Source organism: Spiroplasma helicoides (assembly GCF_001715535.1).
GTDB lineage: Bacteria > Bacillota_I > Bacilli_A > Mycoplasmatales > Mycoplasmataceae > Spiroplasma_A > Spiroplasma_A helicoides.
Genome location: NZ_CP017015.1, coordinates 483,508 through 498,932, shown reverse-complemented (window position 1 = coordinate 498,932; position 15,425 = coordinate 483,508). Strand labels below are relative to the sequence as shown.

The following is a 15,425-nucleotide window of genomic DNA, read 5'->3' as shown; positions in this document are numbered from 1 at the left end:
ACTTAATTTAGTCATCATTGTTTGCTATTAATAAATTAATTAAATTCGTTCTTGGATTTTGATAATCAGTTGTTACTTGTTGAACAAAAGTTTCACGATTACCACAAATAAATACTCTTTGTCGTCCTCTGGTAATAGCTGTATAAGCAGTTCTTTTTGAGTGGAAGTTACCACTTGCTCCACTACCTGCAACTGCATAAACAATTGTATTATACTCTCCACCTTGTAGTTTATGTAGACTGACTGCAAAAGCAGATTCTAACTGTATTTCTGCTTCACCTTTGTTAACTAAAGTGGTTCTTCTTTGTTCATCAACATATACTTCAATAATACCTGCATCAAATCTAATTCTTGCTCATTGTAAACTTTGAGTCTCATTATTTTGTCTTGCAACATCTCGATTTTCAATATTTAACACAACTCCAATATCGCCATTAAATAGATCAAAGTTTAGATTTGAATTATGTTTGTATAAATTTTTTTTAACAATAACTCTTTCTAGTGCCAAAAAACCATAAGTTCTATTATTATTGTTTAATAACGCATTTGTAATATTTTGATTTAATACTTGAGTTGCATACAATCCATCTTTATTGATATCATTAACATTTGATATTACTTGACAAGCTTTTTGTCTTACATTTCTAAGATCAATATTTCTATACTGATTAACTATTAAATCATAGACTTCTGTTGGTTCATTATTAAATCAAAAAGTAATATTTTCCATATTGTTGTTATCAATAATTTGATTTATTTCTTCAGCTGTAAATCCATTGTTAACATCAATTATTCTATTAGCAAAGTTAATTAGTTCATAATTTTCACTTTGTCGCATATTTTCATGTAAATAAACTGTTGGAAATATATTTGCATGAATCAAATCTTCAAAAACGCTTCCTACATTAATTGAAGGTAGTTGATTTACATCACCAATCATGACAATTTTTTTAATATTATTATCTGTAGCTATTAGTAAATGATAAAACATTCTTAAATCAATCATTGAACATTCATCAATAATTAAAACATCACAATTTAATTTATTGCTTATATTATATTTAAAGTTATTTAAACCTCTTCCTTTTAACATTCTATGAATTGTGTCAATACTTAAATCAGTATAATCTTTATCAAATGAGTTTTTAACATTATTAGCAGCCATTCCTGATGGTGCACATATCTTTATTATTGCATCTTTATCATTAAATTTAACAATATCAACTAGTGTTTGAATTAATCTTGTTTTACCAGTTCCAGCTCCCCCACTTACTAAACAAACTTTATTGTTCATAAATGTATTTATAGCTCTTACTTGATCTGGATTTAAATCTGAATAAGTTTCAATTTGTTGATTTAAAATATAATCTTCTAAAAAGTAAAATTGATTGTTATTTCTTGCATGTAATGCTAATAATTTATTTGCAAGTCCTTGTTCATAATCAAAATAAATTGAAGGATAAAATAAATGTTGTAGTTCATTATTAATTAAATTATTTTCTAAACAATATTCAATAATTTGATCAACATGAATTAAGTAGTTATTATCATGTGATTCATCAATTTTAGAGTATTTTAAAATTTCTCATTCTAAAACATCTAAGCAAACACTTTCTGTTTCTGAACATTGTCGATACATTTTTAAAGCAAAATATAATGCTTGTATTTGAATATCATTCATTCTAAATCTAGCTGATAGTAAAAAATCATAAATTGATTGATAATAATTGTTAATATCAATATAAATAGTGATGTTTTTTATATAGTTATAAATTTTTTCTAATATTTGATCTGTAAATGTATCTAGGTCTAATGTAAAACTAGGATAAAAAAACTCATTTATTAATTCAAAATCTAATTGATTATTATAAAAAAACATAATCAAATTATAAAACGGTGTATTAACTAAATTATATTCAGTCAAAAATCATTCAAATATATTATGAGATCTATTAACCTGATTTAAAAATCTGTTTATTAAGTATAAAGAAGAAAAGTTATAATTATTTCTAGAAAATGTATAACTATAAACATCTAAAAAAGTTTCAAATAAAAAGAAGTCAAAAGATTGTTCATCATATACTTGAACAATTTTGGCTTCACTTCTTGTTATAAATCAATATGCTTTTATTTCTACAACAACTGTATGATTTATACTTCTTGAAAGTAATCTAACTAATTCTTCATTTACGTTTTCAAGCGAAAACTCTAGAAGAATATTATTTACCCTTAAATATAGATTATTGTTTTCAACTCTTTCGATTATACCTCTGTTGTATTTTTTATACATAATTTTTTCCTCGTTTGTTTTTATTAAAAATTGATATAAAATATAGTATTGAACAAAATAAACAATCTTTAAAATTTTTTAAATGTTTTTTTCTAATAAAATTTCTAGAACATTGTTTTCTATTCATTTTCTAAATTCATAATTTTCATCAGTCAATAAACTTTGTGGTTGTCTTTCAATTCTTGATATACTTATTTTGTTTTTATCTAAATTAAAATCGTCTTTTACTGTAAATAAAATTACTTGCTTTTTTTCATTTAAGTTAGAAATAAGAAATTTATTCAGTAATTCATTTCTAGCTGTAATTGTATCTTCATCTTGTTCTTTTTCTCTTGGTGAATCAATAACATAGAATGAATTCAACTTAGAAAAATTAATAAAGTTTAAATATAGTTTAGAAAGACTATATATTGTAGCTGCAGCGCCCGAGTGTACTTTGCTATTAACAATAAAACAATTAATATTAATATCATATTTAAGTTTTAAACTGTTTATGATATTTTTTAATTGATCTGACAAGTTTTTATCATAATCTTCAAATTTTTTTATAAGACTATCTACTAGCTTTTTTGCCTCTCTTTTTTCCATATTTATATTACTTACTTCATTTTTTATGTTTTTAAACTCTATTCGGCTTTTCTCTATTATCTGTTTTATTTTTAAATCATAATCTTTTTCTATTAACTCATTTGATAATAGACCCAATTCATTAATTGTTATATCTGCATCTTTTATCTTATTTTTTAACATCATTATTTCTTTGTTTATATTATTTATTTCTTTGTTTTTTAATTTAATTTTTTCCAAAACGGTTTCTTTATTTATTTTATTTAACTCTTTTTTAACTTTAAATTCCATTAAATCCTTAAAATATATTTTATGAACTTTATTTTCTTCTAATGTTACTTTCGAATAAAAGTCTCCATACTCTTTTTCTAAATAACTTAGATTTGAAATGTTTTTATTATTATAACCTAATTGTTTTTTAAGTTGATTAATCTTTATTTCTATCTCTTTTTGTTCTTTTGATAAGTCCATTAATTTCTGTTCTAACTCGCTTTTATTTTTTAATATTTTTATTGCTTTATTATTTATTTCTAAATTTTGCTTAATATCTTGGTCAGAAATAATTTTTTCACTTAACTTATTAATTAAAAAATTCAATTTGACTAAATACTCATTTTTTGATTTTACATCAAAATCGGATGTGAAATACTTTATTCATTCTTCTAAATCATTTTTATAAAATTTTTCTGATAAAAAACCATGTATAAAAGGTATACTTTTTTTATCAATTTTTTTTAAATCAGAATTAAAAACCTTTCAATCTTTTCCTCAAAAAGATTGACTTATATAAAAAAACTCAAACAAAATACCTGTGTATGGACTTTCAAAAACAGTTTTATCCTTATAATCATTTTTTATTTTTAAGTCACCTAGATCAAATAACTCTAAAATTTTTTGTGAGTAATTTTGTATGTTTTCCCCTTTTTTTGAACCAGATTTACCCTTTCATATAATTTTAAATTCTTTGTTTAGTATAAATAAATTGTGATTGTAATTTTTAGATTTTAATCTAAAAAAATAGTATATAGTTTTATCTATTTCCAATTCAACAAAAGTTAAAAAATCTTTATATACTTCACTTATATCTTCTAATTGAGTTGAACAACCCAATGTGTAAAAAGGTAGTTGTGCAAGAGTTGTTTTACCCACTCTATTATTTCCTAAAACTATATTAAAACCCGATTCAAAATAATGTCTATAAGAACCTGCACCCTCAATATTATATATACCCAATGAATTTATTTTTACACTACTCATTTCTATCCTCCATTAAGATAATTCCTTCTATATATAAATATGCTAAATCTAGTGCTGTATTTTCTTCTTTATTATTTTCTAATTTTTCCTCTAAATAACCTTTTAATTGAGCTCTTCCCTTTATTTTTTTATCATTTATATCATTTTTCATTTCATCATATAGGTTAAAAACTCCTCATTTATATTTAGATTCTAAAGAACTATAGTTATAGAATATTTCCTTTTCAATGCTTTTTAAATTTAAGTCATTTAATACATCATCAAATAAATTTTCTATAAATTTTTTTGAACTTTTGTCCAAAAAAAGTGTATCTTCAACCGCATCTATGATATTGCTATATTTTAACCCTTTTTGGTCGTTTAAAATATCACTATTTTTACTCTCAACATTTATTTTATCTACAACTTCATCTATTGATCCCAATAAAATTCTAATAATTTTTATAAGTCTATCATTATCTAGCTCATTTTTATAAATTTTTTTTAGCTGATTAGATATTAAAATGATTTGTTGGCTTTGTTCAATATTTAGTCATTCTATAAATAATTTATTTTCTATTTTGTATAAAAAATTATAATTATTGTTGTTAATTATCATTCCATAACTTGTCAAATTCTTAATCGGTTTTCTATTATAATTAATAATACCACTAAACACTAATCTGCCACATGTATAAATATGTGAATTTTTTTTGTCAAAATACTCAATTTTTTTAATCAATGTTTCAATGCTATTTTTGAATGTGTTTAATGCAACTGAGTTACTTTTTGTAAATTTAGATTTAACTTGGCAAAGCAACATATTAATAGGGTTATTATTTTTACTTTCTAAAAAAGTTATATCCTCACCTTGCTCATAAAAAGCTGTAATATCATAGTTTTTTTTAATAAGTAAAAAATATATAAGATATATTTTTTGAAAGTTATATCCTTTAACTCCAAATATTCCAGAATTATCTATCAAATCTGAACTAAGAGATATAATTTTTTTATTATATTCATTGCTCATAAATTTACTCCTTACATAAATTATAAGTTATAAACTAATAGTTTATGTAAAAGATATAAAAAAATTAAAAACTTATAAATTCAATATCATCTATAATAAAATTAATAAATTTATCAGTAATTTTTGGTATGTTTGTTATAAAATTTCTTTTATTATTTAATTTTCACATTTTATTTAATTTTGCCGCTTCTACAAAAGCATAAAAATAATCGCTAAATCAAATATTTGTATATACTTTTTTTGTTAAATCTATATGAAAATTAACTAAATTATTTAAAACTTTTTGACTTTTTGTATTAATTTGTGTAATTTTTTTTCTTGCATATCTTATTATGATTGAAAGAGTGAAAACATTTATTTTTTTAATATTATTCATTATCAATATTAATTCATTAACGTTAATATTGATTTTAACTAGTATATAAAATAGATATATATGAGATAGTTGATTGTATTCTTCAAATTTTTCTTGTATCACTTTTATTACCCTATTTTTAAAATCATTTTTATCTAAAAGAAATTTATGTAAATATAGAGCCAATTCCGTTACATGTTTGCTTAGATCGGAATTTATAATCATCAAATTTAAAAAATATATTATTAGTTTTTCAGCTATTTTATCAAATTCTAAATATTTTTTAATATACTTTTCTTTATCTTTTAATAATTTATAGAAAATAATTAAGCAGTACTTCATGTTTTTAGGGTCAACTGTATCAAAAAACGTTATTATATCATTAGCTTTAGTTTGTCAAACTGAGTTTTTAACTAAAATATTTTGTAAAAAGTTAAAGTTCATTATAGTTTTATCATTAAAATCATTAAAACTTTTTAAAGCAACTTTTGATGAATTTATCTTGAGATTTAGCTTTAGCAGTATAGTTTCAAACGAACTTTGTATATAACTAAAATTAGTTTTATCGTTTCCAAAAAACTCAAAATCATCTCTATAAAATAAAAAATTCTCACCTATATTTTTTTTTAACTCAAAACAGATATAAGCAAGCAACAATTCAGAAAAAATATGTGATGTATAAGGGCCAGTAATTAAAAGATTTGTCTGACTTTCATTTTGTATTTGTATCAAATTATCAATGGTATTTGCAAAATTAGTTCATGAGTCGAATGAAACTTTTGAAAACTTATTTTCATCATATACTTGTTTTATAAAACTCAAATATTTTGGTTGTCCATATAAATGTGTATATATGCTGTCATAAAAGTTACTTATATCTAACTTTAAAATTTTTGTATTTCCTAATATAAACTCATACTTTTTCAGCTTGTTTTCTGCGTAATTATTTATTAGTAAATTATTATTTATAAATACATAATCTTTACTATTTCAAATTGTATAGTCATTATTATATTGAAATTTTAAGTTTATTTTTCCTTTAGTTAATAATTTAGCTAAGCTGTTATTATTATAATTTATAATTTGATTTATAATATTTTTATTAGCTATTTGAAATAAAAAAATTAAAAAATGATTTAAAAAATGAGGTATTCTAATTGTTCTTAGGGTATTGTCTGATTTATGTATAAAAAACTTTGCTGATGGAATTCCTTTACTTTGATTTTTGTTATCATTATATTTAGTTGAATTCTTGATATATTTAATTATATTTGAAAAAGAACTGTTATTAGAAAAATCTTTCAAGAAATCTGGTTTCTTAAATAATGTATACTTTTCAGATTTTGTTGTATTTAAAAAATTTAAAACCTGTAATACAATTTTTTTACTATCCTTCGTTATAAAGCAATTAGGCAGATCATTAAATAGTCCTTCACAAAAAAATACATTTAATTCTCTTTTATCAATTTTATTTTTATTTATACTACTTATCAAATCACTTATTTTCATTTCATACCCCTTTTCTAATTAAATTATCATTTTAAATTTTTATATTGTATTTATCAAGCAACTCTAAATAATAATCTTTATATTGAATTGTTTTTTCAAACATATTTGATTTTTTTCATATTTCAAAATCACCATCAAAAAATGCTTTAACTTTTTCCAGTAATTCTTCATTTAAAAGACTTTTTAATTCCTGAGCAATATCTTCAAATTTTAGAGTCTCTCTTGTAACTTTTCTAGCAATTTCAGCATAACTTAAATTTCTCGGATTCAATTGATCTGTTTTATGATCAAATTCTAATTGACTTTTATTTTCAACAAATCATCTTAATCTACGTGAATAAAGATAAACAAATATTAGTTCAAAAATTTCATTTAATACTTTTTTATCTAACTTGTTTGCTTCTGCATATATATCAAGTCAAACTATCAAAGGATTATATTTAACAATTGATATATCTGCTAATTTTTTACAAATATCATGTTCATAATTTACACAATACTTTACATATTTAATCATATAAACTTTTAAATCATTCATAAATTCTTGACCATATGCTACTGCTTTATCACCATCATTAAAAGCTTTTAATCTCTTGAATAAATCTTTAAGCAATCATGTATAACCAATAAAAACAGCTTTTGCTTGAGAAAAAGGTTCATCCTCATTTTTAAATTCATCAATGTATTTTCATGAGTTTAAATGTAAAAAATTAGCTGCACTAGCTTGAATAAATCTTTCTTTTGCATCAAGTTTTTTTGCTTTTAAATAATTACTCATTAAAGGTTCTTCAATGCTTTCTTCATAAAATTTTGCAAAAACAGATTGTTTAGAAATTTGCATACCTTGATTTACAAGTTCAATATCATCGATTGAATACAAATAACTTTTTAAAAGTGTTGAAAATGACAGTTGTCTTCCCCTACTATTTAATTTCATAAAAAGATCAATTTTTACATCATCATTTCTCTCAATGTATGGTCAAAAATGTACTTCATGCAATAAATAATTATAAAATTCATTTTTTGCATCATCTGTTGGAAATTCTTCAGATATATATTCTTTTACATCTTGATACGTATTAATCATATTTTTAACAGTAGTATCATCAACTAAATTTTCATCACTTTTACCTTTATTGCTAATAAAAAAATCAAAAAATTCTTTATATATTTTTTCTAACTGAGAATCTTTTGAATAACCACTCAATATTCTTTTTCTATCCTCATTATATATACTATGTTTAAAATTTTTAACTGATAGTGTTGATTTTGCTGCTTCAAGAACAATCAAAGTTGTAGTAAATCTTTGCTGACCATCAATAATTTCGAAGTTAGTTTGATCTTTTGTATATAAATAAAATACACCAAGTGATGAAAAACCTGGTTCATTTCTTAATGTAAATCCTTTTTTAAGATCTTCAAGAAACTCATATAACTGTTCTGTCTCTCAACTATATCCTCTTTGAAATTCAGGAATTGTAAATAATATTCTATTATTGACATTTCCCTCTTCATTTATTCCCACTAAATCATAAAAACATATTTTTTCTGCTACCATATAGTTCTCCCTTTTCTATTCATTCAGAGTAATCCTCAATACTCACGCTGTTTTAATACTCAATCTGGAAATTCTTTGAGCTCATATTTATCAATAAACTTTAATTTATATTCTTGATCAATAGTTAAATTGTCATCAAAATATAATGGAAATCTAGTTATTTCATAACCTTTATCAATCACATACTTTTTTAGTCTAATTTTAATGTCTTCAAAGTCATCATCATCAATTTCTAAATAAGAATTTCTAAATAAAAAATAACTTAGTTCATCTATATTAATAATACTAAAATATTTCAAGATATTGTCTAAACAATAATATATATCATCAAAATCTTCAGCTGATAAAAGTTCAAAGATGTTTACATAAACTCTTTTTCTGCTTGAAAGGATATTATTTTGAAAAAAATAACTATCACTTGTAACTATTTTGTGTTTTGTTGGACTTGGTTCAACTTTATTACCTAAATCAAATATTGATTTTTTAACTTTACCAAAAATGCTTTGCTCAATTTTTTGTAGTTGCTTTTGAGTTGGTTCTTTGTCATAAACTTCATTATCTTTTCCTTCGCTATCATCAAATGAAAAGTCATAGTCAGATTCCTCTTCAAAAGGATCGTCATCATCACCAAGTTGGTTGTCATCATCATCAAAGTCGTCGTATTTAATATCTTCAAATTCTTCATTATCATTTATTTCTGAAATATTTGACAAGCTTAGCTTAATATTCTCGAATTTTTCTTCTACAAATTGATTAGATTCTGATATATCTATTTCACTTATCTCATCTGTTTTTTTTGGACTATCAATTTCTTCTAATAAATTTGTAGAAAATAAATTTATTCTCTTTAATTGTTTAAATATTGGTTTATTTGAGTTTTCGACTTTTTTTTGATTTACTTCAGCTTCATTTGTGACATCGCTAAAAAATGATTCATAATAATTTAAAAACTGCTCTTGTTTAAATTCAGTTATAAAGTGACTTTCTGACATAAGTCTTTTCTCTTTAAATTTTTCTAAAATAAGATTAATTTCAATAGTATCATAAAAACCTTGTCTTCTTAGCAAATCTCTTACATCCATTATAGACAAATTAAAACTTTTAGGAAACTTAAACCCATCCAAGAATATTAACAAGTTTTCAAATTCTAACTTCATAACTCATCTATTTTCTCCAACTTAGATTTTGTTGATTTAAATTTTTTACTAGAAATAGCTTGAGAATAATCTAGTAATAAAGATTTTATTAAATCATACTCCTCTTTGCTTATAACAGAAATAACAGCTTCTTCTGTTCCTGCTTTTATAGTTTTATTGTCCATAACATTTTTAAGTCTTACTAGTTTTTCAAGTAAATTTATTCTATATGTAAGAGTATATGGTCCAGGAGCAAAAATAAAATAGCCATTATATGGTTTTTTTACAGCATACTTTAAGTTTGCTCCATCTTTATCATTATATAGTATTTCCTTAGATATTTCTTTAATTTGATTTTCCTCAATTATTTGATAATCATTTACAAGTTGATTATTAATAACTACATCAATTCTTTCTCTAGAATTACCTTTAGCTGGTCGATAAAATGTATTAGTTATTTCATCAAATTTAAGTTTTTGCAATCCTCTAATCCCCAATGAGATTTTCCCACTTCTGCTTCTAATGTGTTTACCAATGTATCTATTTTCTAATAAATCTCTTTCATATAGTAAAGTTTTTCTAAAAGATACTACTTCTTCTAAATCTAAAATACCATTAAAAAACATATTATCAATTCAAATATTATTAGATAAAGGACAAACTCAGCAACCTCATCTAGAGTTTCCACAACTATCTGCCTTATTGGCAACAACTGACATATCAAATGAAGTTACACATTCTTTTGAAGAATCTTGATACATTTGATAAAGAATTTTAAAGTTAGAGTTTCAATAACTTTTTTCTTTTGAAAGCATATAATCTCAAAGTTCTTTAATATCAAATTTCTGAATTGGTGCAAAAATTATGTTTCTTTCTTCTTCAAAATTTTTAAATAAAAAAGATTGGTCTTCTGTTTCTGAGACCTCCATCTTTTTTCTTCTAATGTTTGATTCACTTCTTCTTATACCTAAAACATTAACAATATTTTTATGTTTTGCTTGGATTTCGTAAGATGCCAGTTCCATTGGCTTTATCTTTAAATGTCTAGTACATCATCTGAATCTATTAAGTGGTAAAGGATACCCTCTACCAATAATTAAAGTTCAAAATGATTCATTAATATCAGGTTGTGCTCTAATAAAGTTAATTTTTAAATGATCAACCTTGCCTGATCTTATAAAATCTTCTAGTTCATCAATTCTTTTAACAACAAACGGATTTTCAATTAAGGTATCAGAACTTATTATGTATGTTGGCTTAGTTATTTTTTTTGGATTCTCTTGATATATTTCTTCTAAGGAGTTTAGTACCAAGTCTAAAGTTAAAGTTGAGTCTTTCCCACCTGAAAAACCAATTAAGAATGGATCTTCGTTTAGCAAATATATCTCTTTAATTTTATCAATAGACTCTTCAACTAAACTTTTGGTTATATCTCTCATTTTTATCTCACTTTTTTAAATATATATAAATTATATTTCTAAAAAGTTTTTAACCTCTTCTATGTTGTTTTTTTCAATTCCACTTAAATTAATTTTTAATTTTATACTTTCAACATTATTTCAAATTTCTTCTTTTGATATTTCGTCTAAGAAAGGTATTTTTTCTTGAATTTTATTTGGTAAATAAAGTTCATATAAAGCATTTTCAATATCATACTTTAAGTCTTCACAAAACATATCGTGATCTATATTTATTTTTAAATTTTCTAAGTATTCTTTAAAGTCAGGATCTCATTCTTTTAAATCTAATAATTCATTTACTACCTCAATTAACTTGGTTCCGTTTTGGTCTTCTTTTAACATAACTACACCAAAGCTGGTTTCATTTGGTTTATAAGTTAATTGTTTTACATTTAAAGTAACAGTTTTTGTTTCTTTAACTGATGTTTTTATTTCCAAATACTTATTATTGTTGTATATATAAAAATCAAATAAGTCTCCTTCATTATTATTAAAATACTTTGCTATTTCAATATTTTGTTTTTCTAATTGGAGAATGAACAAAAGTTCGCCCATTTTACCAGCCACTTTTTCTCTTGTAAACCCCAAAACTCTTCCAAAAGTATTTTGAACATATTTAATTGATTCTTTTAAATTACTTACTTTGCCCTCTTCAAATAAGTTATTTATAAAGTTATAGATTAAAATTGCTTCTTCTTCTACTATTGAGTATTCTTTAAAAATTATAGTTTCATAAACTTTTGAGTCTGATTCAAAGGCTGATAAATAATAAAACTTTGAGTAATTATCCATTTTACCTACTTTGTTTGATGTTTTTCTAATGATGTTATACATTAAAACTTCTTTATCTTTCAATTCACGTTGTAAAATAGTACCTGAGTTTTTATTTTCTAAAATAATTTCTACCATATTATCCAATACTCAACCTTTCCAAGTTAGTTTCTTTTCTTTTTAAACTTAAATATAAACTATTTATATCACTAATTACTCAATTTTTGCCAAAATGATTTATCATCATTATTTGTATTTCTTCTGCTTCTAAAAAAGCTTTTTTAACCTTATCATTCATTATAATTTTAATATAATCTTCATATTCAGTTCTATATCCAAACCATCTTGCTCTTTGTAATAAAACATCAATTTTACTTTTTGATTCAGGAGCATTAATCATAACCTCTGTTGTTAAATTTTCAAAAGTAAATCCTCTTGACACAAGTACTCCACCAATTAAGATACAACTTTCTTGACCTGATTCGTATTGTTTTATCAAGTAATCATTATTTTCTTCAGAAGAGCTTGAATTCAATATATAAATATTAAATTTAGTGTGAAAATTATTTATCAAATCACATATCTCTTCTAATTTATTTTCATCACAATTATAGCCCATATATTCTAGTTTTGTTTTTATTAGATTTTTTATACGTTCACTATTACTTGAATAGCCTAATTTTCAACTTTCTAATTTAGTAACTATATCATTTCTAATTTTTTCATGTTGAAAATTAACTAGGTCTATATTAACTAAACATTCTGTCATTTTATTTTCTTTTATCCTTATTAAGTAAGAATAAAAGAAATTAAGTAGACCTTTTTCTAATGAATCTTCAAATGTATCCTTTTTCTTTGTATTTTGTGTCATAACATAAACTTTATCAGCTCTTTTATTAAATCATCTCAAACCTGTATATTTGCTATAATTTGTATTTAGCAATATTGCTTTATTAGGAAAAAGTCCTAAGGATTTTGAACTATTAAAGTTTGAATAAGGTGTTGCTGTCACACCTATATAAATTGTTTTACTATATGAAAATAAACCCAATATATCTTCAATACTTTTTCTTATTCCACCATCTTCTTTAAGATCTTTTACATTATTGCTGATTGAAAAATAATCGCATTCATCATCAATTATTAGTAACCTTTTTTTAACTAAATCCGCTTTATTTAAACAAGATATAAATCTATTTAAATGCGAGCTTTGTTTCAATACTAAGGATAATACTTTTCTTTTGGATGATAAGGAATCTATTAACATACTTTCATTGGTTCTATGTGCATCACTATCATAAAAAAATAATTCCGACTTATATCTACTAACTGATGAAGTTGCTCCATATCTCGAAAAAGTTTGTCTAGCTAAATTTTTATTAGTTCCTGACAACCATAGAACGTGATCATAAATATCATTTTTTATAACAAAATCTGCTATTTCAATCAAATTATTAGTTTTACCAGATTGAACTTCACCAATAACTAAAATATTTTTTGTTTTATCATAAGTATCCAATTTAATTTCTTCGCTAATATTTTTCACATTAAATTTTAGATTTTCTTCAATTCCAAAATCAAAAAAATCTTTTGTTATTTTTGTAATCTTTTCATTTTTTTGTTCTTTATACCTTTTAATCAATTCACTAGGACTAATCATTTTCATCACCCAATATTTTCTTAATTCTTAAAACTTTTTTATCATTTTTTGAAAGAGTTTCATCTTCTTCTATAAAGAATTCCAATGCTTGCTTTGCTAAAAAGTCTTGTAATTCTCTACTATTTTGAATTTTATAACTTTCAAAATAATTTTTATTTACAAATATTTTAATTAAATTGTCATAAATCAAAGGTAATTTTGTTATAACTGTAGATTTTGAGAAGCTTATTTCTGGTACTCATTCAAGATTAAAATTTTGTTCTCTCACTTTACTTAAAATTTTGTAACTAAGTTCTTCTAATTTACCAGAACCAGGTTTAATAATTCCTCCATCTTCACTTTCAGGTTGAGGTTGATTTGGTGGTAAAGGCGTTAAACCTCCATTACCATCGTATGTGCCGTTTCCATCACTATTATCAGTATCTATTTCTTTATTTTTTAAATAATCTATATATAAATTTTTGGTTTGAATTAACATTAACTTATTTAAAAAATTTTCTAACTTTAATTGATAAGTGTCTTTAAAATAAGCAAATAAGTTTGACATAAGTTCTGGAGGTCCAGTCACAAGCTCTTTACTTTTTTGAATTACATTTTTGTCAAAGTTTTTTTCTACATAGTCATCAACATCTACAAAACCTATAAATCTTCTCACAACAGATTTACCACCTCTAATTGAGTCTTGTTGCATAAATGACAATGGTTCTGGTAAATCAATGTTTTTACCTTTTACTCTTGGCCCATGCGAAATAGCTCTATATGCTTGATAGATAGATAAACCATAATAATCTTCATAAGATTTTTTTGAGTAAGAATTTAGTTCCATAATTCCAATTTTATAAGGATAAGAATACTCATTTTGTTCATTATCATCTGTTACAAAAACACCACTAAAAGCTAATTCTTTATTCTCATATATACATGATTTTAATCAATCATCCAACCCAACAGAAGAAACTGTACTAGACAATTCATTGTATAACCAGTCATTGAAATCAGATCTTTGTAAATTATAGTTTTTAAACTTTTTTTGTAAGTATTCAAAATATTTCTCAAATGATTCATATTTTGGTTCTTCATTTTTTAACTTACCATCTGTTTTACTATCAGTTTTGAAAACATCGTTTTTAAATTTACCATCTTTTTCTTGTAAATGAAGCTCAATTCTTAATCCTTTTTCAATATACTTACCATATCTTCATCCTAGAAACTTCGCAAGCAATTCATAATTTGAACGAGAATATTTTGTTTCATCATTTGTGTATATGTTAAAAAACGATACTTTTGTACCTTTTGTTACATCAGCATTATCAGACATAAATTTAAGTTGTGGGTTTTCAATATATTGATATGTATATTCGTTTTGTTCTCCATCATCTTTTCATTCAACATTTATTTCAAAACCAATATTATTTCTTTTAGATATTAATTTCAGCTTTTCACCAGATCAGATTGCAGCTTGTTTTAAACCATGTCCGTAAACATTAAAAAAGGGTTTTTCATAATAGTTTTTTCTTCTTCCATAAACCATTACACCTTCAATAACATTATCATCAGCTTCAATACCCCCACAATTATCTGTAATATGTAGATTTGTGACTTTATTATTGTCTACTTCTTTTTCTTCAAAAAATATTTCAATTCTATTATTTAAAATATTATTATTTTCGCTAATGTCAATACCGATTGAACCTATTGAATTATCTATAATTTCACCCAACATGTGAAACATAGTAGTGCGATAATTTCTAATAAGATCAACTGTAGTTCCAAACTCAATTTTTTTAGTCTTTACTTTATCAAAATCTATTCCACTCATAAATTACCTCTTTTATTATATTTTACATAATACT

10 protein-coding genes are annotated in these 15,425 nt (G+C 23.4%); all 10 read right to left on the bottom strand.

The genetic code is table 4. The features are described 5' to 3' along the window. Positions 1–7 precede the first annotated feature (7 nt). The 10 genes from SHELI_RS02315 to SHELI_RS02270 all read right to left on the bottom strand — a co-directional run bounded on the left by SHELI_RS02315 (position 8) and on the right by SHELI_RS02270 (position 15,391). The gene (locus tag SHELI_RS02315) at positions 8–2,290 is read right to left on the bottom strand and encodes an ATP-dependent DNA helicase (protein ID WP_069116305.1); all 2,283 of its coding nucleotides are present in this window, start codon (positions 2,288–2,290) and stop codon (positions 8–10) included. Positions 2,291–2,368: 78 nt separating this feature from the next. After that, complete coding sequence (locus tag SHELI_RS02310; protein ID WP_069116303.1) at positions 2,369–4,114, bottom strand: coiled-coil domain-containing protein; 1,746 nt, start codon at positions 4,112–4,114, stop codon at positions 2,369–2,371. Then, positions 4,107–5,123: a hypothetical protein gene (locus tag SHELI_RS02305; protein ID WP_069116301.1), complete on the bottom strand. Its 1,017-nt coding sequence runs from the start codon at positions 5,121–5,123 to the stop codon at positions 4,107–4,109. Before SHELI_RS02305 ends, SHELI_RS02310 begins: the two co-directional genes overlap by 8 nt. A 64-nt stretch (positions 5,124–5,187) precedes the next feature. Then, a complete protein-coding gene (locus tag SHELI_RS02300; protein WP_069116299.1) occupies positions 5,188–6,987 on the bottom strand; it encodes an RNA-directed DNA polymerase in 1,800 nt (599 codons plus the stop codon). 31 nt (positions 6,988–7,018) lie between these two features. Then, the gene (locus SHELI_RS02295) at positions 7,019–8,545 is read right to left on the bottom strand and encodes a DUF262 domain-containing protein (RefSeq protein WP_069116297.1); all 1,527 of its coding nucleotides are present in this window, start codon (positions 8,543–8,545) and stop codon (positions 7,019–7,021) included. Next, complete coding sequence (locus SHELI_RS02290) at positions 8,539–9,702, bottom strand: hypothetical protein (RefSeq protein WP_069116295.1); 1,164 nt, start codon at positions 9,700–9,702, stop codon at positions 8,539–8,541. Before SHELI_RS02290 ends, SHELI_RS02295 begins: the two co-directional genes overlap by 7 nt. Continuing rightward, on the bottom strand, positions 9,693–11,120 hold the full coding sequence (locus SHELI_RS02285; protein WP_069116293.1) for a phosphoadenosine phosphosulfate reductase domain-containing protein: 1,428 nt from the start codon (positions 11,118–11,120) through the stop codon (positions 9,693–9,695). Before SHELI_RS02285 ends, SHELI_RS02290 begins: the two co-directional genes overlap by 10 nt. Before the next feature lie 30 nt (positions 11,121–11,150). Further along, positions 11,151–12,050 carry a hypothetical protein gene (locus SHELI_RS02280; RefSeq protein WP_157087571.1) on the bottom strand — a complete coding sequence of 300 codons (900 nt, stop codon included), beginning with the start codon at positions 12,048–12,050 and terminating at the stop codon, positions 11,151–11,153. Between the two features lies 1 nt (position 12,051). After that, complete coding sequence (locus SHELI_RS02275; RefSeq protein ID WP_069116290.1) at positions 12,052–13,572, bottom strand: Z1 domain-containing protein; 1,521 nt, start codon at positions 13,570–13,572, stop codon at positions 12,052–12,054. Continuing rightward, on the bottom strand, positions 13,565–15,391 hold the full coding sequence (locus SHELI_RS02270) for an ATP-binding protein (protein ID WP_069116288.1): 1,827 nt from the start codon (positions 15,389–15,391) through the stop codon (positions 13,565–13,567). Before SHELI_RS02270 ends, SHELI_RS02275 begins: the two co-directional genes overlap by 8 nt. Positions 15,392–15,425 lie beyond the last annotated feature (34 nt).